Genomic DNA, 19,435 nt, shown 5'->3' with positions numbered 1-19,435 from the left:
TCCCAACGCGGTCGGATGCAGCATTTTCTGCCGGCACGGCTGGCGACAGTCGGTGGACAGGAAGTGCTGCGGTTCCCGCGGATCGTGGCCGATGAGGTGTAAGTAACGTAACAGTGTCGAACCTGGGTTGTCGGCAGGTTCGGAGATGGTGGTTCCCGCAGGTAGACCGGGAACTGGCAGCAAACTTTATCCTAATCCACCGTAAAGCAAGTCGTTGTGTAATCGAAAGCGCCTGTGCCAATCAAGAAACCCGAATCCAAAGCGGCTGCAAAGCCCACTAAAGTTACCACGAAAGCCGAAAAGGCGCTCGACCGGCCCGAAGCGCGCGTGACCAGCGCGCCGCCTGTGGTCAGCCAGACGACCGACGCCGCCACCCTGGCGGCCATCGATACGTCCGGTTATGTCTTGCCGTCGGTAAAAGTGCCAGGCCGCCGCGGCCGCAAGCCAAAAGAATTCCAGCCAGAAAATGATGAAGTCGCCGCGCTGAATGCCGTCGAGCGGGCCGAACTGAAGGCCGTCGATAAGGCCAAGGCCAAGGACCGCAAGGCGAAGGAGCGCGCACTGCTGAAAGACGCGTTTTCGTCCGATACGGAAGCGAGCGAGGAAGAACTCGAGCGCCGGCGCCAGAAACTCAAGACCTTGATCAAGTTCGGCAAGGAACGCGGTTTCCTCACGTATGCGGAAATCAACGATCACTTGCCCGAAAACATAGTCGATCCGGAAGCCATCGAAGGCATCATCGGTACCTTCAATGACATGGGCATCGCCGTCTACGAGCACGCGCCTGATGCGGAAACGTTGTTACTGTCCGATAACGTTGCCGTCGTCACCAGCGATGACGAGGCGGAAGCGGCGGCCGAGGCCGCATTGTCGACCGTCGACTCCGACTTTGGCCGCACCACCGACCCCGTGCGCATGTATATGCGCGAGATGGGCTCGGTCGAGCTGCTGACGCGCGAAGGCGAGATCGAGATTGCCAAGCGCATCGAAGATGGCTTGAAAGACATGATCCAGGCCATTTCCGCCTGTCCCGTGACGATCGCCGAGATCATCGCCGCCGCCGACCGCATCGCCAACGAAGAGATCAAGATCGACGAAATCGTCGATGGCCTCGTCGATGAGAACGAACCGGTCGCCGCGCCTGTCGTGGCCGCCCCCGTCGAAGAAGACGAGGAAGAAGGCGAAGCGGAAGAAGAGGAAGAAGAAGAGGAAGAAGAAGCGAGCGCGTCTGGCGCCGCCGGCTTCTCCGCGGAACAGCTGGAAACCCTGAAACGCACGGCGCTGGAAAAATTCGCCGTCATTTCTCAGCAATTCGACAAGATGCGCCGTGCCTTCGAGAAAGAAGGCTACAACTCGAAGCCCTACGCCAAGGCGCAGGAAGCCATTTCGCAGGAGCTGCTAGGCATCCGCTTCACGGCCAAGGTGGTGGAAAAGCTGTGCGACACCCTGCGCGGCCAGGTCGACGAAGTGCGCCATATCGAGAAGCAGATCCTCGACGTGGCCGTGAACCGCTGCGGCATGCCGCGCGCCCACTTCATCAAGGTCTTCCCCGGCAATGAAACCAACCTCGACTGGGTCGATGGCGAAGTCAACGCAGGACACGCGTACAGCGCCATCCTGGGCCGCAACATTCCGACCGTTAAGGAGCTGCAGCAGCGCCTGATCGACCTGCAGGCGCGCGTCGTGCTGCCGCTGCCGGACTTGCGCAACATCAACCGCCAGATGGCGGCCGGTGAAATGAAGGCGCGCAAGGCCAAGCGCGAAATGACGGAGGCCAACTTGCGCCTGGTTATTTCGATCGCCAAGAAATACACGAACCGGGGCCTGCAATTCCTCGACCTGATCCAGGAAGGCAATATCGGCCTGATGAAGGCCGTCGACAAGTTCGAGTACCGCCGCGGCTACAAGTTCTCCACGTATGCGACGTGGTGGATCCGCCAGGCCATCACGCGCTCGATCGCCGACCAGGCGCGCACCATCCGCATTCCCGTGCACATGATCGAGACGATCAACAAGATGAACCGCATCTCGCGCCAGATCCTGCAGGAAACGGGCGCGGAACCCGATCCGGCCACCCTGGCGATCAAGATGGAAATGCCCGAGGACAAGATCCGCAAGATCATGAAAATCGCCAAGGAACCGATCTCGATGGAAACGCCGATCGGCGACGACGACGATTCCCACCTGGGCGACTTTATCGAGGACAACAACACCCTGGCCCCGGCCGACGCGGCCCTGCACGCTTCCATGCGCGGCGTGGTCAAGGACGTGCTCGATTCCCTGACGCCACGCGAAGCGAAAGTGCTGCGCATGCGTTTCGGCATCGAGATGTCCACCGACCACACCCTGGAAGAAGTGGGCAAGCAATTTGACGTGACGCGCGAGCGCATCCGCCAGATCGAAGCGAAGGCGCTGCGCAAGCTGCGCCACCCATCGCGCTCCGACAAGCTGAAAAGCTTCTTGGAAGGCAACTAGAAGCCAATAGGGCTTGACGTGCGCCCCTGATACCCCTATCCTCGCGTGTCCGTTTCCAAAACGGCCGCGCGAGGCGGGCATCAACAGCGCCGCCACGCCACAGTCCCCGGGCCTCTAGCTCATGCTTGGTTAGAGCAGCGGACTCATAATCCGTTGGTGCCGTGTTCGACTCACGGGAGGCCCACCATTATTTTCCTCACGCAATCGCGCGAGGGTCAGTTCTTCCTCGCTCTGCCAGAGCATTTTTAAGAGGTAAGAGCGTTTTTCATCGTCTGGTTCGCCTTCGGCGCCAGCGATGGCCATGGCCCGTTGAGGGTCTTCACCGATCAGCTCAGCAAGCTTTGCCGCGTAGTAGGGCGAAACATGCTGACGCTTCTTCCAGGTGCTTACAGCACCGTTTCCCAGCGAAAACATCTCAGCGATAGCTACACCCTTATAGCTTTTCAAAACTTCATTTAATAATTCAATCGTCCGATTCATCATTTCTCTCCGTCAATAATCTCTCATCATGATATATTCTCTCCACGTGAGAGATTCTTGCAATCTCACGTCGTGTGAGTAAACGATAGCACATCTGTGCCGGACTTTATGCGCGACGGGCGTTGTATTCCGCCATAAGTAGGTTTTCGATATCGCGTCGGATGATTTCTGTTGGCGGAATGCTGTGATAGCGAATTGTGGTGTACCCGGCTTGTTTGAGCATGGCGTCACGCTCCCTGTCCAGTAGTTCGCGGCCTATGTGGCTGCGGTCGTCTAGCTCGATCACTGCGATGACGTTCATTTGTTTGCTGCATAAAACGAAGTCGGCCACTTTGCGATTGAAGCGATTGCGGGATTGCCAGCCTTCGGCGGTCACAAGCGCAGAAAACGAGACCTGAGCAAGGACGACGCATTCAGGCAGGGCAGAGGACAGTACAGAAAACATTTGTTGTTCTCGGTTCGTCAGTAGCTGCTTTTTGCTCAGCGTTAGTGGGCTTTTTGAACTGCTGCTTTTCGGATTTATGACGGTACTGACGACTAAAACAATTGCCAGGATGATGACAAAAAATTGAAGAAAGCTCGTAAGCATTTAGGTAGTTCCATTTGTTGGGAAAGTTGTTAAAACCATAGCACAACCGTGCTCAATTGCTCTAGCGGGCAAATCTACTAAAGAGGGAAGAGAATGAAAAACACCATCCAAATTTTGCATGTCACTCAAGTGGCTGGCCGTTCGAAAAAAACCGGCAATGACTACGATATGCGTATGGCGCAATGCATCGTCCACAAGCCAAACCGCGATACCGGCGTCATCGAGCCGTTAATCGGTGAGCTGGTCTTGCCGGAGCGCTTCAAAGACACTCAGCCGGGCATGTACGAGGTCGAGTTTGAAGTATCGATCTCGCAAGACAAACGTGTCGGCGCGCAAGTCTTCTCCATCACTCCAGTTTCTGCCGCCTCGCAAGCAAAAGCGGCTGCCGTGGCTTCCGCTGCCAAGCCTAACCCTGGTCAGCAAGCTGCATCGTAATTTCCATGCCTGCCTGTCTTGATGCCGCGTTTGTTGATGATTCAGGTCGGCTTCGCAGCTTGTCGATGTACATACCTGCTCCCCTTCCTTCGGACTCAAAAGCGCAAACGTGTGGTTGGGTTGTCCAGTCCGGGGAGGAGTTTGCACGGGCACAGTCTGAACAACAGGAGTTGGAATCCATGTTTTTGCCGTGCATTTTGGTCGTGATTTTCGTACTTGGCTGGATCGCGGGGGCGCAACGATGACACTGCTTAAAAGCATCTGGCCGATTCTGTTTTTAGCTGGCCTGTTTGTCTGCGGCGTGTACTTGGTCAAGTACGTTATTGCCCGCTTTTTGGAGCATAAATAATGAGTATTGCGGCTGCTGTCGGTTACGCCTTAAGCGCTTTTGGTATTGGGTACGCGGCTGGCTCGATACAGCGAATTATCCGGCGCTCCATCGAAATTCTGGATTAGCTCTCTTTTGGCGCGTGGCCGTCGTTAATCGTATCTGTAGGCCAACTTTTAAGGGATTGAAAATGAACAAAAATATTCTGCGCGGTTTGGCTCTGGTCGGTGCTGTTGCTGTTTCCGCAGGTGCATCGGCTGCTGGCGATGATTGTGTCGCAGCGATCACGGCATTGTCGGGTACCGCCAGTACCTACATCACGGCTGCGTTCGCCGTCGCCGTGGTCGTGGCCGGTGGCTTCTGGGGCATCAAGATGATGAAAAAGGCATTCTCGAAGGCCGGTTAATCGTCGCATTTCCTGTGCACGGGGCGGCTTGTGTCGCCCCTTTTTTTTAAGGAATCGCCGTGCGTGCACTCATCTTCGTTTTTCTGTTGGTCTTCACGAGTTCTGCATCTGCAGGCTCTGTATATTTTTATCGTTCTGGCTCACAAACCAGAGTTACAAGTTATGACTGTGCCGGAATTGTTGCTGCTATGCAAAAGCCGGGGCCGGGTGGGCCAATTGTTTGCATTGATAACGGTAACCACAATTACCGTCTTAATTATCGTGATGGTGGTGTCGAGAAATACTGGTTGAGCGGTTATCTCATGGAAGAGTGCCCGGATCAACGTTTTGAAAAAGATGAAAGTAAAAGTTTCGGATCGCAGTGTGTGCGCAAGAAATGTTATGACGGAGATGCTTTAGGCTCGTACAAAGTTGCGACTGCCTATTGGCAAATTGACCCGCGTGTTTTAAAGCAAGCAATTATGCCCGATGCTGATGCTAAAAATTATAAAGTGTGTATTCAGGGCTGTGTTGCGCGGACTAAGTCGGTGTCTGCTTGCAATCAAGCGAGAGTTGTCTCTCCAAATTTGGAATTGGTGAGCTGTGATCTCGCTATGGAAGAAACGGAGCAAAAGTGTTCCATTTGGTCTGATCCGACGGATGTTCCACCTTTTAACGGCTCGGTTGGTCCTGGCGGCGAAGGTACGGGAAATGGTGGTACAGATCCTGAAAATCCGGGTAGCGGGACAGGTACGGGAACTGGCAATGGTAATGGGTCTGGTACCGGGACTGGTACTGGCACCGGAACGGGTAACGGAGACGGCTCTGGTACGGGCACAGGCACCGGGACAGGCACCGGGACAGGCACAGGCAACGGCACCGGAACAGGCACAGGCACAGGCACCGGAACAGGCACCGGAACAGGCACCGGCACCGGCACCGGAACAGGTACGGGAACGGGCGGCGGTGGTGGTGGTAAGGCTGAGGCAAATTGTGGCGCTCCGGGGCAGCCATTATGTCGAATAGATGAAACTGGCACTCCGGGTCTCGATGGTGAGTTGGGGAATGCGCAACTAAGTGATATTCAGAAACAAAATGAAAGTGGCCTTGATCAAATAGGATCACTTGTCAAAGAAAAATTTATGTATGGGGACTGGTTCCCCACGATTAATACTGCTGTCTGTTCTAACCCGAAGGTGCCAAACCCTATTAATGGTGCGGAATATGAGGTGGATATTTGCAAATATGTGAATATATTTGCAAAATTTATATCTGGTGTAATCTGCTTTTTTTCTGCTATCGGTTCAATTCAACAAATTACTTCTGCTTATAAGGCCTAATCATGCCGCTCCTTGGTCAATTACTCGTACATATTATTACCTTCCTGATTAGTTTTTTTGGAAGATTTATGGTCGCTGAAAAAGCTTTCCGTGTGTCTGCTGTCGTTATATTTGTTGGTTTGGCTGCCACCCTTTTAACTACGGGTATCTCATGTGTCCGTGGCGTTTGTGCGCAGGGGATTTCTGGAATTTCGTCTTTGCATCCCAATTTTGCTGTTGGGCTTGGCATCGCTTTTAATGGTACTACGATGGCGGCGGCGTCTTGCTATGTGTCTGTATGGCTTGCTTGCCAGATATATGTCATTAATAAAAAAGGCATTAATTTAGTCGCAAAATAGGGTATTGATATGGCTGTTTATGCGATCACCGGCAAGCTCGGCAGCGGTAAGGGTAAGGCGGCAATTGATCAGGTTAGGCGCTACCTGCGGGATGGTAAGAGGGTGGCAACAAACTGTGACGTTTTCCTTGAACATCTGATGCCAGCGAACGATAAGAGCGTTGTCATCCGCGTGTCTGATAAGCCGTCAGCGGTCGATCTGTACATGATCGGTAGTGGTAATCGATTTATTCAGTTTGAGCCAATTTTGGAGTATGGCCGCGCAGGAATTACAGCCATTGCGCCGTCGCCTAAGTTGCTGCCGGGTTTTGACGAGTCTCACAATGGGGCGCTCATCCTAGATGAGTGTGGATCATGGCTCAATACACGCAATTTTCAAGACAAGGGCAGGGCTGAAATGCTCGAATGGGCCATCCATGGGCGCAAGTACGGATGGGACATTTTTTTCATCATGCAGAACATTAGCCAGGTTGATAAACAGTTGCGTGAATCGCTCCTTGAGTATGTGGTGCGCTTGAACCGGCTGGATCGCATGAAGGTGCCTTTGTTGAGCCCGGCTATCGCCTTGATGACGGCGGGCGCATCCTCGGGCAGCATGCCGCGTCTGCATATTGGCGTTGTTCGCTTGGGCGCTTCTCCCGATGCTCTTGTGGCCGATCGCTGGTATTTCCGTGGCGACGATTTGAACAATGCCTATAACACCACTCAAGTCTTTTCAGATACCTATCCGCATGGAGCGCATTCATTGCTATCGGCATGGCACTTGTCCGCAGTGGTGGGTATTCCTCCCGATTTCATCGGGCCATTGCAGGCTACGCCTGCCGCTTTATCGCTTTTGCGTCCTCGGGCGCTTCCACCTAAGCCACCACACAAACATATGTCTAAATTTCTCCTTTGTTCCTTATTGCTGGGCGCCGTGCTTGGCATTTTTGGTTATCACTTTGCGGCGCCCCATTTCGGGGCTGTAGAAGGTCAGAAAAGCGAAGAGTTTGTCTATTCAAAGTCAGTTACGGGCGTGGGTTACATGAGCCAGGGGCACAAGTACATGGTCAGCCTGTCAGACGGCCGTGTGATACAGGCATTGCGTTTCCGCTTTGTGGATGGGGGCTGGATAGCGCAGATTGAGCCGGGCTTATGGGTGCGAGGTGCAGAATGAAAAAATGGCTCCTGTACTTGATGCTGTTGCCGTGTATGGCCATGGCCAGCGATCAGCCTGTAACGATCAATATGTCCTCTGCCTCTTTGCTGGCATTTGCGCAGGCCACCTATAAAAACCTGCTGGAGCGTGACTTTGTTATCGCCCCCGATGCACTGGCGCTGGACCGGAAAATTTCAGTTTCTGTACGCTCCTTGACGGTGCAGCAATTGCCTGTGTTTGTTGAGGGCGTTCTGGCTGACCTTGGTATTTCGTCTGAGTTGCGCGACGGCGTTTACTACCTGCGTGCGGCGCAGTCATCGCGTATGGCGCAAGCTCCGGTTTCGCCCGTTGTGCAGGACGCCAGCGCTCCGGCGAATTCGTCGGCTGCTGCAGCTTTGTTCGCTCCGCTAAACAGGCTTAAGTCTGAGGAAGAGCAGTTTGGCGCCGAAAGTGTTAGCGGCTTTGGTAGCCATACTGGCGGCCGGCGTCGTGACGATGAATCGGAGGTATACGCGCCGGCCAGTCGTTCGGCAGATTTTTTGGTGCCGGTGCTGGTCGCTGCTTTTGGCTCTCGAAGTGCAGTCGCTGCAGGGAATCAATTGGTGCTCACGGGGAGTCCATCCGAGTTAAACAAAATGCGCATTCTGCTTGGCGCATTGGATCAATTGCCGCGCATGGTCGATGTGTCTGCATCGTGGGTCGAGGTGACGGATAACGCCAGCTCGGGCCGCGGGATTTCTATCATGGCTAATGTGTTGGGCGCTAAGTTTGGCGCGTCGCTTGGCAGTGTCAACTCTGCGTCCGCCATCAGCTTGCGCGGCACAAATTTTCAGCTGGTCATCGATGCGCTCAATACCGATGGCCGCTTCAAACAGGTATCGAATAGCCGCATTGTCGGTGACGATCATCAAAAGATGGTGCTGACGGTCGGGGATGAAACGCCAACGATTGCCAGCACGGGCAAAGATAACTCCGGCAACAGCGTTCAAAACATCGTGTATCGGCCATCTGGCGTGATTGTCGACGTGCTGCCGAAGGTGTTAGGTAACGGCAAAATCAATCTTGCTATCGATGGCCAAATTTCCAGTTTCAAGCCAACTGTCAGCGGCGTGACGGGTTCCCCGACAATGATTAAGCGCCAGGTCAAAACGGCGGTGACGGTCAATGATGGCGAGGTGCTGTTGATAGGCGGTCTGAACGATGCGCAAACCGTCGATAGCTCCTCTGGCTTCTCCTTCCTGCCGACTTCGTGGGCTGCGCGATCCTCAACGAAGCTGCATACCGATCTGGTGCTGATCTTGAGCGCTCAAATTCCGCGTACATCTGAAAAACAGTGATTTGTCACGTTAATTCCGGGGTGGTGGCACAAGCGGCCCGAAGGGCAAAATCTTTGAGGGCATATCGAAGTCGGCGTTTGATTTTGAAGTAAAGGCATCAGATGGCCCGTGCGTGTCGGAGCGAGGAGCGACAAGTTTTCAAAGTTTTAGCGGGTAGTCCGCCGCTTTGCTTAATGCCCCGGCGCTGCACGTTGGCCAGTACCGCTCACTCTGAAAAACCGTTTTGAAAGTATGCACATGAAACAGCCTGAGGATGACAAGACGATTGATCTGCTCGGCCCGATTAAACGGGGCAGGGGGCGTCCGGCGACAGGTGCGGCAAAGTCCAGTGCGCAACGGCAAAAAGAGCGCAGGGAGCGCTTACGCGATGAGGGCAAGGTATTCCTGACGGTGCATGTAGATGCGCAGGTGCTGGAAGGGTTGAAGGCGTATATCCGCTTCAAAGACATTACGCCGGATCAGGTCATCGAGAAATTACTACGTCAGCAATTGCTGCGCAAACGGTAGCGGAAAGCTTCGTGCCGCAATCTGCGCGCAGCGCGGGTGGCGGCGCGAAGCGCCGCTAAACTTGTATTAGGGACACTTAAGAACACAGCATTAGAAAGCGCAGTTACGGGCAAGTGCAGCACAGGATTTCAGATCAGTTTTTGATGGACAAAAAAAAGCCCCAGGCATCTACTAAATGCCAGGGGCCTTCGATAAACCTGCCGTTACAGGACTACCGAATGACCGAATTAGATTATGAAAACGCTTTAGCGTCAATTGATTTTTCGCCTGCGGAGCCATCTACGCAACATCGCCCGGATTGGTGGGACGATGAAGGAATTAAGAACACATGGAACGACAACTATACGGCCCGTAAGCGCGTTTTTCCGGACGGACAGTGCGAAGTGACAGTAACGAAGGAGCGGCACTTTGTAGGACCCGCTAGGCTGCTCAAAACGAAGGTCAAGCGCGGCGAGTCCGAAAACCGTGAAGCAAACGATGATGATGCTGGCCGTCGTGCGAAAAAGAACGTCAAGCACTGCTGCAAACAGATCGGCGCTGATCGTATGGTCACGCTGACGTATCGAGAAAATATGGTGGATCGTGAGACAGCACTCAAGCACTGGAAAGCATTTTGCCGCAAGCTTGGCAAGCACAAACAATTTCACTACGTCGCTGTCATCGAGGAACAGGAGCGCGGCGCGCTGCACTTTCATGTGGCGGTCGCCGGTCGACAAATGTACGCGCTCCTGCGCTCGATCTGGCAAAGCGTCCTGGGCTGCGGGCCGAACGGTGAACAGATGGGGCAAGTTAACGTCCGCGATCCGCATCGTTTCGGCTTTGGTGTCACTGGTGCACACAAGATCGCCAGCTACATTGCCAAGTACTGCGGCAAAGAAATGCAGTGCAGGGCGCTCGATCAAAAGCGCTACTTCCGTTCTAAGGGCATTGTGGTGCCCGAAGTTCACTCATGGCGCCTATTGGGCTGCACGTCGATGCTTGGTGCCGCGCAGGCCGCTTTCCGAGCGATTGAAGGGCATTGCATGGATGGTTTGCAGACTTGGTGTAACAACGGACTGGGTGTTGTCTACCTTGCGACGGCTCCCGGTTTGCCTGACACGACGGACGAATGTCCATTCTGATATAGTTGGTTTACGGCAACATTGTTGTGAGGCGTAAGATGGTAGTTGCTGGATTAGTGTTGGAATCGCTGTCTGGTAAGACATGGTGTGAGGCAGTTGATCGCTGGTTAACCGAGAAGGCTGATAAGGCTTCTTTGCATTCTGATAGGTGCATTTTTCGGTGGCTTGAGCCGCTTTTGTCTGGTTATGAACTAAACGATATAAATCGTTCTGTGGTGGATGCCATTACGAAGAAAAAGCGCGCTACAGGTGTTACGAATGGTACTGTCAACAGAACTCTAGCTTTGTTACGTTCTGTTCTGATCCGAGCCTGTGTTGATTGGGAGTGGGTTGATGCTATTCCTAAGGTGAGGTTGCTGAAAGAGCCTGATCGTCGGGTGCGCTACCTGACACAGGGGGAAGCGTCCACACTATTGCTCGAGTTGCCTGAACATTTGTCTCATATGGTAGCCTTCAGTCTTGCTACGGGCTTACGCAAGGGTAATGTGATTGGCCTGTGCTGGTCGCAGGTTGATCTGGACAGGTGTGTGGCTTGGATACATCCTGATCAGAGTAAGACTCGTAAGGCTATTGTAGTTCCCCTCAATGGTGATGCCATGCGTGTGCTTTTGTTGCAGCGTGGTCGTCATCCGTTGCGAGTCTTTACGTATAACTGTGAACCTGTGGTCGCGGTCACTACTGCGGCCTGGTATAAGGCGCTTAAGCGTTGCAGAATCGATGATTTTAGATGGCACGACTTGCGCCACACGTGGGCTAGCTGGCATGTGCAGCGTGGTACTCCATTATATGTTTTGCAAGAGCTTGGGGGGTGGCAGTCAACACAGATGGTAAGGCGGTATGCGCATTTTTCAGCTGGTCATTTGGCTGTCTTTGCAGAGAAGTTACCTAGTCTAATTAGTAGCGAATTTTCCAGTTAGAGCATTTAGATATGTATTGTTCTGTAAGGAAAATTTGCGATTGATATGTGATTATCACGTAAGATGTAAGCCTCGCACAATTTTCATGTGGCGCTGCACGCAATGGGGCAAGCAACAGCCAGTAGATAAGACAATGATGGAGTTAAGAGAGTGAGTAAGTTAACAAGGGTTCGGCTCGAAAATTTCACCGCGTTTTCGTCTCTTGACGAGACTTTTTCATCTGGTGTGAACGTCATTATTGGTACAAACGGTACCGGTAAGACACATTTGTTGAAGGTCTTGTACGCGGCCTGTGCTGTCACTACTGGGGAGGATAGCCTCAAGGGGTTTGCTACCAAGCTGCTTGGAGTATTCAATCCGTACCAATCACGTATGACCCGGCTCATTCGGCGACAACAGGGCTTGCCTGCTGCGAGCGTTACTGTACGGCGTGACGATGGAAGTTTTATAAAAGCAATTATAAACAACCAAAGAGCTGAAGCAAAAGATGTGACCGTTACGGGGGAGAAAAGATGGCAGACAGAAGGGTTGGAGGCAGCATATATCCCTGTAAAGGAAATGTTAGCTCACTCGCCTGGATTTTTGTCTACTGCATCTAAACGTGAAATTGCCTTTGAAGATGTTTATGTTGACATAATTAAGAAAGCCTATCTTCCAAAGTTGAGGGGCAAAGTAGATGCGCATCGCTCACGATTGTTGAGTCTTTTGCAAAAAGCCATTGATGGTAAGGTTATTGCGAAAAATGAACATTTTTTCTTGAAAAATGCTCAAGGAGATTTGGAATTTTCTTTATTGGCTGAGGGCATGCGAAAGCTTGCTTTAGTTTGGTTGCTTATTCAAAATGGTACTTTACTTGAAGGGTCTGTACTTTTCTGGGATGAACCGGAGGCAAACCTAAATCCAGCCTTAATGGGTGAGGTTGTAGAAGTTATCTTGGAGCTTCAGCGGCTTGATGTGCAGGTTTTTCTAACTACTCATAATTATGTTTTGTTAAAAGAGTTTGATTTGCGTAGAAAAGATAATGATGCGTTGAGATTCATCTCTTTGTATCGGGACGAAAATAAGGATGTTGCATCTCACGCTACTGATGACTACTCTGACATTGAGCCAAATGCGTTGGCGGGAGTCTTTACTGATCTTTACGATCGAGAAATTGAACGCAGCTTTGGGGATATGTAGATGGACGAATTGGTTGAGGGGGATTTGAAGATTCGGCTTCCCAAGGGAGCGGTAGGCAAGAAATTAGATGACGAAGTGCTGCATGGCTTAAGTCATTGTATGAAAGCTGTAGACTTTGTGGTTGAATTTCAAGATGAAATATACTTCATAGAAATTAAAGACCCTGACAATCCGAAGTGTCCTGCTGCTAGTAGGCAAGAGTATCTTAAGCGAATTTTGTCTGGTGGCGTCGATTCTGACCTAAAGCTCAAATACAGGGATTCGTTTTTGTATGAGTGGGCTTCTGGGAATATTACAAAGCCTGTACGTTTTCTCGTATTGATTGGCGCTGAGGCATTATCGGATGCTGAATTGCTTGTCAGGACTGAGGCGTTGAAGAGGTTAATCCCTGTTACTGGGCCGCGAAAGACGGCCTGGAAAAATTCATTTATCTCGGGATGTGCTGTTATGAACATTGCCTCATGGAATAGAATAGTTAAAAAAATGCCGGTTAGGCGAGGTGCGTAACAGTTTTCGAGGAATTTTAGTGCAGGAGTTTGAGGTGGAATGTGTAGTTGTTTAAGGACGGTCTTAAGGCTGCTATTGGTTCTGTATGGTAGATGATGTGTCTCATAATCCGTTGGTGCCGTGTTCGACTCACGGGAGGCCCACCAGAATTGAGCAGCATCAAATGAAGCCCCGGCGGGTAATCTGCCGGGGCTTTTTTCATGCTGTCGTACAATCGCGGCATCGTGATTTGATGAAGGATAATTCGAGATGACTGTCGAAGTGAAGATGGACGATATCGTGGTGGGCGATGGCAAGGCGGCCGCGCGCGGCGCCCTGATCACGGCCCACTACCGGGGCTGGCTGGAAGATGGCACGGAGTTTGATTCATCGCACAAGCGGGGCGAGCCTTTCCGCTGTGTCTTGAGCAATAACAAGGTCATCCAGGGCTGGATCCTGGGTCTGCATGGCATGCAAGTGGGGGGCACGCGCAAGCTGTGGGTGCCGGCAGAGCTGGCGTATGGAGAACGGCAGGTGGGATTGATACCGCCTGGTTCCAATTTGATCTTCGAGATTACATTGCTGGAAGTGCTGACGCGCGATTGATTCCTTGATGTGACGTCAGGCGGACAGGGTATTTGCCTTCACTCCGGCTTTTTGCGTCAGCAGTTGCTCGATGTCGGTGCGCAGCGCCTGCTGCGTGGGGAAGTTGGCATAGCGTAGGGTCACATAGCCGGCCAGCCTCAGCATGGCGTCGCGCTCCTCGTCCTGGCGTTCGCGGCCGAGGTGGCTGCGGTCGTCGAGTTCGATGACGGCGATGACGTTCAGTTGCTGGCTGCACAGGACAAAATCGGCCACCTTGCGGTCGAAACGGTTCCTGTTTGCCCATCCCTTTGCCGTCACCAGCGCGGAAAACGCCACTTGCGCCAGCACCGTGCATTCTGGCAGGGCCGTTTGCAGCAGGCGGTACATCTGTTGCTCGCGCGCCGTCATGACGGGTTTTCTTTGCAGCCGCAGCGGCGCACGGGACTTCGCGTTCCCGCGCACGGCCAGCATGGCCAAGAACAGGAGCAATGCCGCGATGGCGAGCAGGACGGGATAGGAGGGCATGGACATGCGGCAGAATGGACAAACCCTGATGGTACGCGAACAGCGGCGTGATGTCGTGCCGCTGCAAGCGTATGTCAGATGATGTGTTTGCGCCGGATCAAGCCTGCTTCAGGTTGACTGGTATCACATCCAGCGCCGGCACGATGTCATGCAGGCTGGCTACCTCACAGGTGGGCATGGCGGCCGAGGTATTTGGCATGCCATCCGGATTGAACCAGCAGCTGTCGATGCCGTAGCGGTTGGCGCCGAGGATGTCGGCGTCCAGGCGGTCGCCGATGATGATGGTGCTGTCCTTGCTGAAGGCGCGGGCCATCTTGGTCGCATACTCGAAAAAGCGCACGTCCGGCTTGGCATGGCCGCACGCTTCGGAGGTGGCGACGAAGGAAATGTAGCCGCCCAGGCCGGAGGCGGCGATGCGGCGGTTCTGGATGGCTTCGACGCCGTTGGTGATGATGCCCACTTCGCCGATACGCGAGAGCGCTTCGCACACTTCCCTGGCGCCATCGATCAGCACGACCGTGTCCGGCAGCGATTCCAGGTAGAGGCGGCTCGCCAGTTCCGGATCCAGGTCGATGGCGTTTTCCTGGAAGGACTTGCGGAAGCGTTCCACCTTGAGGAAATCCTTGGTCACCGTGCCCAGTTCGAAACGTTTCCACAGGTCGACGTTGATTTCCTGGTAGCGCGTAAACAGCGCATCGATGCCGTCGCGCAGGCCCAGGGTGTGCATGGTATGCAGGAACGAGCGTTTTTCGGAGGCCCGGAAATCGAGCAGGGTATCGTCCAGGTCAAACAGGAATAATTTGTATTTCATGGCAGGTCGTTGAAGGCGTGGAAATCTATCTTGCATCGTAGCACGTAGCGCCGAGTTCGGTTGGTCCTGCCCGCGCGGGCGATCCCTTGCCATCGCTGCCAGATTCATTCCTTCCACGCCATTCCTGCCCGCGAGCCGGGTCTGCGTCAACGTCAATCAAAGCCTGTTTGCCGATGCGCACTATCCGGCGCGGGAACGGGCGTGCATGCGGGCCATGACCTCGATTGGCACGATCTGGCCCGTTTTCTGGACAGCCCCGGCATCCTGGACCTGTCGACCGGCCATGCGCTGGCGGTTGAGTGCTTCATGGAGGGCGGCGAAAACGTGTTGTCCCTTTACCCGGAATATGCCAAGTCACTGCCGCGGCATGAGCCGCCGTCTACATCCCTTCCCACCATTTGAGCAGGGTTTCGTCATCGTCATCGTCGAGGTTGGCGTAGATGTTGGCGAAATACCATTCCACACCCGTTGCTTCGCGGAAGGCATCGAAAGGGCCGTTGACGTTGTAGAAGCCGTGATGTGCGGGGACGCTGAAGGCCAGGTTGCCCTTGTACTGGCCGTCCAGCGTGCCGCCCAGCTGTTCCTGCACTGCACGTTCGAGCTGGTCGATCGCGGATTGTTCCAGTTCATCGGCATAGATCTGGATGCAGAAGTTGCCACCGCGCTTCAGGACTTCGGCGGGAGCCAGCGGATCGGCAATGCTGACGACGTCGCCACGCGCCAGGTTCAAGGTCAGGCCGGGCGAGGCCAGCAGTTCGTAGACGTGCTCGTCGATCTGGCGCGCGGGCAGCGTTTCATACACGGGGCCTGCTTTGTTTTCGCCTGCCAGCACGCGGATGTGGGGCAGTCCTTCGCAATTAATGTCGTCCATCGAATCTTTCAGTCCAAAACATATTGATGGCAGTATTGTACCGGGTCGCTGCTGTTGGACTAAGGCAGGCAGGACCATGATGAACAGGGGAGGCAGACAGGTGGATGGCAGGCATTGGGACGCCGCCGGTCATTCGTTTTGCAAGGGCGGCGGCCGGCACCGGGTGCCAGCCCGCCGCGGCTTAAGCATGCCGGGCAGGCGGGACGGCGCGTTTCCAGCGCAGGTGGGCGATCACTTCGCGTCCGCGCGCCAGCATCGGCTGGTAGGTGCTCAAGTGGAGGGTATCGCCGTCGAGACGGGCGATCCGCTGCTGCACCTGGCCTATCCAGTTGGGAAAGAGCGACAGTTCCACGGAGTGGCTGAGCAAGCCCTGCTGTTCATCGACATGGTAGGGGCCAGAATAGCTGAGATAAGCGCTTGCCGCGTCGCGGAATTCGTCGGCGCTGGCCTGGTAGATGTCGCCGCCCGCGAACGCCTTGCGTCCGGGACGCATCAGCTGCGCCGCCATGTAGCCGTCGGGGGCATACAGGATGGTGCCTAGGGCGTCCTCGCCCAGCGGGTACGAGGCCTGCGTGTCGCCGACCGCTGTTTCCGTGTAGGACTGCAAGTGCCAGGTGCCGATCAATTGTTCGCGTAATGTGCCGCTCATTGCATACTCCGTGAGGTGGATCAAAGCAGGTATGTCGTGATGTCCATTGAAGCACAGCGAATATTTCTATGACGCACGTTTTGCGTGCGGGACGGGCATGAAAAAAGCACGCCACAGCGTGCTTTGCAGGAATGCTGGCCTGCCTGCTTAATTATGTGCGCTGATGCCGCTGCGGAACTGTTCGAAGCCCGCGCGCGCTGCCTTGTAGCAATTGCCTGCGGCCGCTTCCAGGCCTTCGCGGTCCAGCACTTCCACGGTGCCGCGGCGGTACTGGATCAAGCCTTCGTCCTGCAGCTTGCGCGCCGTGACGGTGACGCTTTCGCGGCGCACGCCCAGCATGTTGGCCATGGTGTCTTGCGTGACTTTCAGCTCGTTCGACAGGGAGCGGTCGAGGCGGTCGAGCAGCCAGCGGCACAGCTTTTGCTCGATGCTGCAATGGCGGCCGCCCACCACGTTCTGGGCCATTTGCGCAAACATGGCGCTGTTGTAGCGCATCAGCAATTGCGCCAGTGCGCCGCCTTCCTGGAAGACTTCGCGCAGGAAAGCCGTTTTCAGGCGGTAGCCGTAGCCGGCGCTTTGCACGATGGCGGTGCAGGTGGCGCGCTCGGCTTCATACAGCACCACGCCAGCCACGCCTTCGCGGCCGATGACGGCGATCTCGGTAGTGGCGCCGTCTTCCATGACGTACAGCAGGGAAACGATGGCGTTGGTCGGGAAGTAGGTGTATTCAATCTTGCCGCCGCAATCGAACAGGTGCTTGCCAGCGGGCAGGGCGACCAGTTCCAATTGGCAAAACAGGCGTTCCAGATCGGTGCGCGACAAGGCGCGCAGCAATTCGTTCTGTTGTGCGCCGGTGATGCTGATCATGGGCGCGGCTGGTGTCTTTACGGGGGCTGCCTGCCAGTCGTGCTGGACGGCGGCGTGGGTATTCGTTGCTGGAGTCAGGTTGCTATAAGCTTTGTACATGATGTGGCCTCGTCTTCTGATTTTGTTGGATGGCGCTGCGCTTCTGGCTTGCTAGCGTTGTGTTACGTGTTGCATCCACTATAGGACGATGCCGCGCCGGCTGGCATCAGATGAGCCGACGCGCTTATGTAGGCTAGGAACATTGCCTCGTGTCATCCGGCTCCTACGCCGGGGTTTTACTTTTTCCATATGGAAATAACAGCGATTTGGCAAAAATGCGACACGTAGCACACATAAAGCGAACTTTAGCCAGGTGCGGAGATCAAACCAATCTGCGGCCAGGAGTCGCGATGATAAAATGTTGCGTTGCGGAAATTTGACTTGCATTTCAGTATGCGCTGCCGCCGCGAACGGGTTCGCTGCACGGGGTGCCGTCCTGCCCCGTCTTTCCTGCTCGCTGCGGCCCGGCCTGCGATGCCTGGCATTCTTCGCTCCATTGGCCGCGCCGGCCCTGGCCAGCGCGCGCACCTGTCTCGCTCCGCTTGATTAATGAAGGAAGCAACGCATGAAATGGTTTTTTGATCTGAAAATTGCCACCAAGCTGATCTTGTCGTTTGGCGCCGTGTTGCTGCTGACGGCGGCGCTGGGCGTGTCGGCCATTTTTTCCATGGCGCGCATCAATGACGCCTCGACCGATCTGTCCGCCAACTGGATGCCCAGCGTGCTGGCGGCCATGTCCATGCGCAGCGACGTCAGCGATTTCCGCCGCTGGGAACTGGCGCACATGCTGGCCGCGCAGGATTCCGACATGGCGCTCAATGAAACGCGCATGACGGAAACGCAGGCCAAGCTGAAGACGGACGGCGACAAATACCGCACCCTGATTTCCGAACCGGGCGAGAAGGAAATCTTCGAGCGTTTCCTGACGCTCAACGATGAATTCATGCGCCTGCACGCGACGATGCTGAGCCTGTCGCGCGAGATGAAAAAGGAGGAGGCGCGGGCGCTGGCCGTGGGGCCGTCGGCCAAGGTCATGACGGACATGATGGTGGCACTGGATAAACTGGTGGCCATTAATACGGACGGCGGCGCGCGCTCGAGCGCCAGCGCCGACGCCACCTATGCCACCTCGCGCGCCAGCCTGATCGGCTTGCTGGTGGGCATCGTCGCCGTCGGCATGCTGCTGGCGCTGTGGGTGGCGCGCAGCGTGGCGCGCCCATTGGTCGAGGCCGTTGGCGTGGCGCGCCAGGTGGCGGCTGGCGACCTGACCGCGCATATTGTTGTGCAATCGCAAGATGAAACTGGACAATTGATGCAGGCTCTCAAGGACATGAATGCCAGCCTGCAGAATCTGGTGGGCCAGGTGCGCAGCGGCACGGACACCATCGCCACGGCGTCGAGCCAGATCGCCGCCGGCAACCAGGACCTGTCTTCGCGCACGGAACAGCAGGCCAGTTCGCTGGAAGAGACGGCATCGTCGATGGAAGAGCTGACGTCGACCGTGAAGCAGAACGCGGACAATGCGCGCCAGGCCAACACGATGGCGCTGAGCTCGTCGAGCATCGCCGTCGAGGGCGGCAAGGTGGTGGGCGAAGTGGTGGGCACGATGGCATCGATCAATGCTTCGTCGCGCAAGATCGTCGACATCATCGCCGTCATCGACGGCATCGCCTTCCAGACGAACATTTTAGCCCTGAACGCGGCCGTGGAAGCGGCGCGCGCGGGCGAACAGGGCCGCGGCTTTGCCGTCGTGGCGACGGAAGTGCGCAACCTGGCGCAGCGCTCGGCGGCGGCGGCCAAGGATATCAAGGTGCTCATCGGCGACTCGGTCGAGAAGGTCGAAGCGGGTTCGAAGCTGGTGGACCAGGCGGGCCGCACGATGGATGACATCGTTGCCAGCATCACGCGCGTGACGGACATCATGAGCGAGATCACGGCCGCCAGCAATGAACAGAGCGCCGGTATCGAGCAGGTCAACCAGGCGATCGCCCAGATGGACCAGGTGACGCAGCAAAATGCGGCCCTGGTGGAAGA

General features: G+C 55.1%; 21 protein-coding genes and 1 tRNA gene. 16 read left to right on the top strand and 6 right to left on the bottom strand.

Annotation, left to right across the window (positions count from 1 at the left end; genetic code table 11):
- Positions 1-234: 234 nt before the first annotated feature.
- The gene (rpoD, locus tag EBS11_RS13790; protein WP_092796101.1) at positions 235-2,475 is read left to right on the top strand and encodes an RNA polymerase sigma factor RpoD; all 2,241 of its coding nucleotides are present in this window, start codon (positions 235-237) and stop codon (positions 2,473-2,475) included.
- A 108-nt stretch (positions 2,476-2,583) separates the two neighbouring features.
- A tRNA-Ile gene (locus tag EBS11_RS13785) sits at positions 2,584-2,662 on the top strand.
- Between the two features lie 399 nt (positions 2,663-3,061).
- On the opposite strand, the gene EBS11_RS13780 is transcribed toward EBS11_RS13785, so the two are convergent.
- Positions 3,062-3,544 (bottom strand): DUF2726 domain-containing protein, encoded by a 483-nt coding sequence (locus EBS11_RS13780; protein WP_290603510.1) that lies wholly within the window; start codon positions 3,542-3,544, stop codon positions 3,062-3,064.
- A 93-nt stretch (positions 3,545-3,637) separates the two neighbouring features.
- On the opposite strand from EBS11_RS13780, the gene EBS11_RS13775 reads away from it, so the two are divergent.
- The 12 genes from EBS11_RS13775 (at position 3,638) to EBS11_RS13720 (ending at position 13,660) form a co-directional block, all read left to right on the top strand.
- The gene (locus tag EBS11_RS13775) at positions 3,638-3,979 is read left to right on the top strand and encodes a hypothetical protein (protein WP_290603509.1); all 342 of its coding nucleotides are present in this window, start codon (positions 3,638-3,640) and stop codon (positions 3,977-3,979) included.
- Between the two features lie 518 nt (positions 3,980-4,497).
- The gene (locus tag EBS11_RS13770; protein ID WP_290603508.1) at positions 4,498-4,713 is read left to right on the top strand and encodes a major coat protein; all 216 of its coding nucleotides are present in this window, start codon (positions 4,498-4,500) and stop codon (positions 4,711-4,713) included.
- Positions 4,714-4,772: 59 nt separating this feature from the next.
- Complete coding sequence (locus tag EBS11_RS13765) at positions 4,773-6,032, top strand: hypothetical protein (RefSeq protein ID WP_290603507.1); 1,260 nt, start codon at positions 4,773-4,775, stop codon at positions 6,030-6,032.
- 2 nt (positions 6,033-6,034) lie between these two features.
- Complete coding sequence (locus EBS11_RS13760) at positions 6,035-6,370, top strand: hypothetical protein (protein ID WP_290603506.1); 336 nt, start codon at positions 6,035-6,037, stop codon at positions 6,368-6,370.
- A gap of 9 nt (positions 6,371-6,379) precedes the next feature.
- A complete protein-coding gene (locus tag EBS11_RS13755; protein ID WP_290603505.1) occupies positions 6,380-7,525 on the top strand; it encodes a zonular occludens toxin domain-containing protein in 1,146 nt (381 codons plus the stop codon).
- Positions 7,522-8,844: a hypothetical protein gene (locus EBS11_RS13750; protein ID WP_290603504.1), complete on the top strand. Its 1,323-nt coding sequence runs from the start codon at positions 7,522-7,524 to the stop codon at positions 8,842-8,844. The genes EBS11_RS13755 and EBS11_RS13750 overlap by 4 nt, the downstream gene beginning before the upstream one ends.
- A gap of 237 nt (positions 8,845-9,081) precedes the next feature.
- Positions 9,082-9,351 carry a hypothetical protein gene (locus EBS11_RS13745; protein ID WP_290603503.1) on the top strand — a complete coding sequence of 90 codons (270 nt, stop codon included), beginning with the start codon at positions 9,082-9,084 and terminating at the stop codon, positions 9,349-9,351.
- A gap of 218 nt (positions 9,352-9,569) precedes the next feature.
- Positions 9,570-10,472 (top strand): hypothetical protein, encoded by a 903-nt coding sequence (locus tag EBS11_RS13740; RefSeq protein WP_290603502.1) that lies wholly within the window; start codon positions 9,570-9,572, stop codon positions 10,470-10,472.
- Positions 10,473-10,531: 59 nt separating this feature from the next.
- On the top strand, positions 10,532-11,389 hold the full coding sequence (locus tag EBS11_RS13735; RefSeq protein WP_290603501.1) for a site-specific integrase: 858 nt from the start codon (positions 10,532-10,534) through the stop codon (positions 11,387-11,389).
- A 150-nt stretch (positions 11,390-11,539) separates the two neighbouring features.
- Entirely contained in the window at positions 11,540-12,568 is a 1,029-nt protein-coding gene (locus EBS11_RS13730; protein ID WP_290603500.1) for an AAA family ATPase, read from the top strand.
- Positions 12,569-13,075, top strand: coding sequence for a hypothetical protein (locus EBS11_RS13725; protein ID WP_290603499.1), 507 nt, complete (start codon positions 12,569-12,571; stop codon positions 13,073-13,075).
- A gap of 249 nt (positions 13,076-13,324) precedes the next feature.
- Positions 13,325-13,660, top strand: coding sequence for an FKBP-type peptidyl-prolyl cis-trans isomerase (locus EBS11_RS13720; RefSeq protein ID WP_290603498.1), 336 nt, complete (start codon positions 13,325-13,327; stop codon positions 13,658-13,660).
- Between the two features lie 15 nt (positions 13,661-13,675).
- On the opposite strand, the gene EBS11_RS13715 is transcribed toward EBS11_RS13720, so the two are convergent.
- Positions 13,676-14,170 (bottom strand): DUF2726 domain-containing protein, encoded by a 495-nt coding sequence (locus tag EBS11_RS13715; RefSeq protein WP_290603497.1) that lies wholly within the window; start codon positions 14,168-14,170, stop codon positions 13,676-13,678.
- A 91-nt stretch (positions 14,171-14,261) separates the two neighbouring features.
- Positions 14,262-14,975, bottom strand: coding sequence for a YjjG family noncanonical pyrimidine nucleotidase (locus EBS11_RS13710; RefSeq protein ID WP_290603496.1), 714 nt, complete (start codon positions 14,973-14,975; stop codon positions 14,262-14,264).
- 60 nt (positions 14,976-15,035) lie between these two features.
- Here EBS11_RS13710 and EBS11_RS13705 point away from each other — a divergent pair, with 60 nt between their 5' ends.
- On the top strand, positions 15,036-15,377 hold the full coding sequence (locus tag EBS11_RS13705; protein WP_290603495.1) for a pyridoxine 5'-phosphate synthase: 342 nt from the start codon (positions 15,036-15,038) through the stop codon (positions 15,375-15,377).
- Here the strand turns inward: EBS11_RS13705 and EBS11_RS13700 are convergent.
- The 3 genes from EBS11_RS13700 to EBS11_RS13690 all read right to left on the bottom strand — a co-directional run bounded on the left by EBS11_RS13700 (position 15,355) and on the right by EBS11_RS13690 (position 17,362).
- Positions 15,355-15,846: a DUF4265 domain-containing protein gene (locus tag EBS11_RS13700; protein WP_290603494.1), complete on the bottom strand. Its 492-nt coding sequence runs from the start codon at positions 15,844-15,846 to the stop codon at positions 15,355-15,357. The two genes, EBS11_RS13705 and EBS11_RS13700, sit on opposite strands and share 23 nt — an antisense overlap.
- A 181-nt stretch (positions 15,847-16,027) precedes the next feature.
- Positions 16,028-16,495, bottom strand: coding sequence for a lipocalin-like domain-containing protein (locus EBS11_RS13695; protein WP_290603493.1), 468 nt, complete (start codon positions 16,493-16,495; stop codon positions 16,028-16,030).
- A 147-nt stretch (positions 16,496-16,642) separates the two neighbouring features.
- Entirely contained in the window at positions 16,643-17,362 is a 720-nt protein-coding gene (locus EBS11_RS13690; RefSeq protein WP_290603564.1) for a Crp/Fnr family transcriptional regulator, read from the bottom strand.
- Positions 17,363-17,966: 604 nt separating this feature from the next.
- Here EBS11_RS13690 and EBS11_RS13685 point away from each other — a divergent pair.
- On the top strand, positions 17,967-19,435 hold a 1,469-nt coding region (locus EBS11_RS13685), incomplete at its 3' end, for a methyl-accepting chemotaxis protein (RefSeq protein WP_290603492.1).

This window comes from Janthinobacterium sp. (assembly GCF_009923995.1).
In the GTDB taxonomy this organism is placed as follows: domain Bacteria; phylum Pseudomonadota; class Gammaproteobacteria; order Burkholderiales; family Burkholderiaceae_D; genus Janthinobacterium.
This window is presented reverse-complemented; position numbering and strand designations above follow the sequence as displayed.

What these genes read in the sequence shown, in the direction of transcription:
- EBS11_RS13755 (WP_290603505.1), top strand. Translation starts at nt 6,380, where the DNA reads ATGGCTGTTTATGCGATCACCGGCAAGCTCGGCAGCGGTAAGGGTAAG.
- EBS11_RS13725 (WP_290603499.1), top strand. Translation starts at nt 12,569, where the DNA reads ATGGACGAATTGGTTGAGGGGGATTTGAAGATTCGGCTTCCCAAGGGA.
- EBS11_RS13750 (WP_290603504.1), top strand. Translation starts at nt 7,522, where the DNA reads ATGAAAAAATGGCTCCTGTACTTGATGCTGTTGCCGTGTATGGCCATG.
- EBS11_RS13700 (WP_290603494.1), bottom strand. Translation starts at nt 15,846, where the DNA reads ATGGACGACATTAATTGCGAAGGACTGCCCCACATCCGCGTGCTGGCA.
- EBS11_RS13690 (WP_290603564.1), bottom strand. Translation starts at nt 17,362, where the DNA reads ATGATCAGCATCACCGGCGCACAACAGAACGAATTGCTGCGCGCCTTG.
- EBS11_RS13760 (WP_290603506.1), top strand. Translation starts at nt 6,035, where the DNA reads ATGCCGCTCCTTGGTCAATTACTCGTACATATTATTACCTTCCTGATT.
- EBS11_RS13695 (WP_290603493.1), bottom strand. Translation starts at nt 16,495, where the DNA reads ATGAGCGGCACATTACGCGAACAATTGATCGGCACCTGGCACTTGCAG.
- EBS11_RS13720 (WP_290603498.1), top strand. Translation starts at nt 13,325, where the DNA reads ATGACTGTCGAAGTGAAGATGGACGATATCGTGGTGGGCGATGGCAAG.
- EBS11_RS13740 (WP_290603502.1), top strand. Translation starts at nt 9,570, where the DNA reads ATGACCGAATTAGATTATGAAAACGCTTTAGCGTCAATTGATTTTTCG.
- EBS11_RS13775 (WP_290603509.1), top strand. Translation starts at nt 3,638, where the DNA reads ATGAAAAACACCATCCAAATTTTGCATGTCACTCAAGTGGCTGGCCGT.
- EBS11_RS13710 (WP_290603496.1), bottom strand. Translation starts at nt 14,975, where the DNA reads ATGAAATACAAATTATTCCTGTTTGACCTGGACGATACCCTGCTCGAT.
- EBS11_RS13715 (WP_290603497.1), bottom strand. Translation starts at nt 14,170, where the DNA reads ATGTCCATGCCCTCCTATCCCGTCCTGCTCGCCATCGCGGCATTGCTC.
- EBS11_RS13770 (WP_290603508.1), top strand. Translation starts at nt 4,498, where the DNA reads ATGAACAAAAATATTCTGCGCGGTTTGGCTCTGGTCGGTGCTGTTGCT.
- EBS11_RS13780 (WP_290603510.1), bottom strand. Translation starts at nt 3,544, where the DNA reads ATGCTTACGAGCTTTCTTCAATTTTTTGTCATCATCCTGGCAATTGTT.
- EBS11_RS13745 (WP_290603503.1), top strand. Translation starts at nt 9,082, where the DNA reads ATGAAACAGCCTGAGGATGACAAGACGATTGATCTGCTCGGCCCGATT.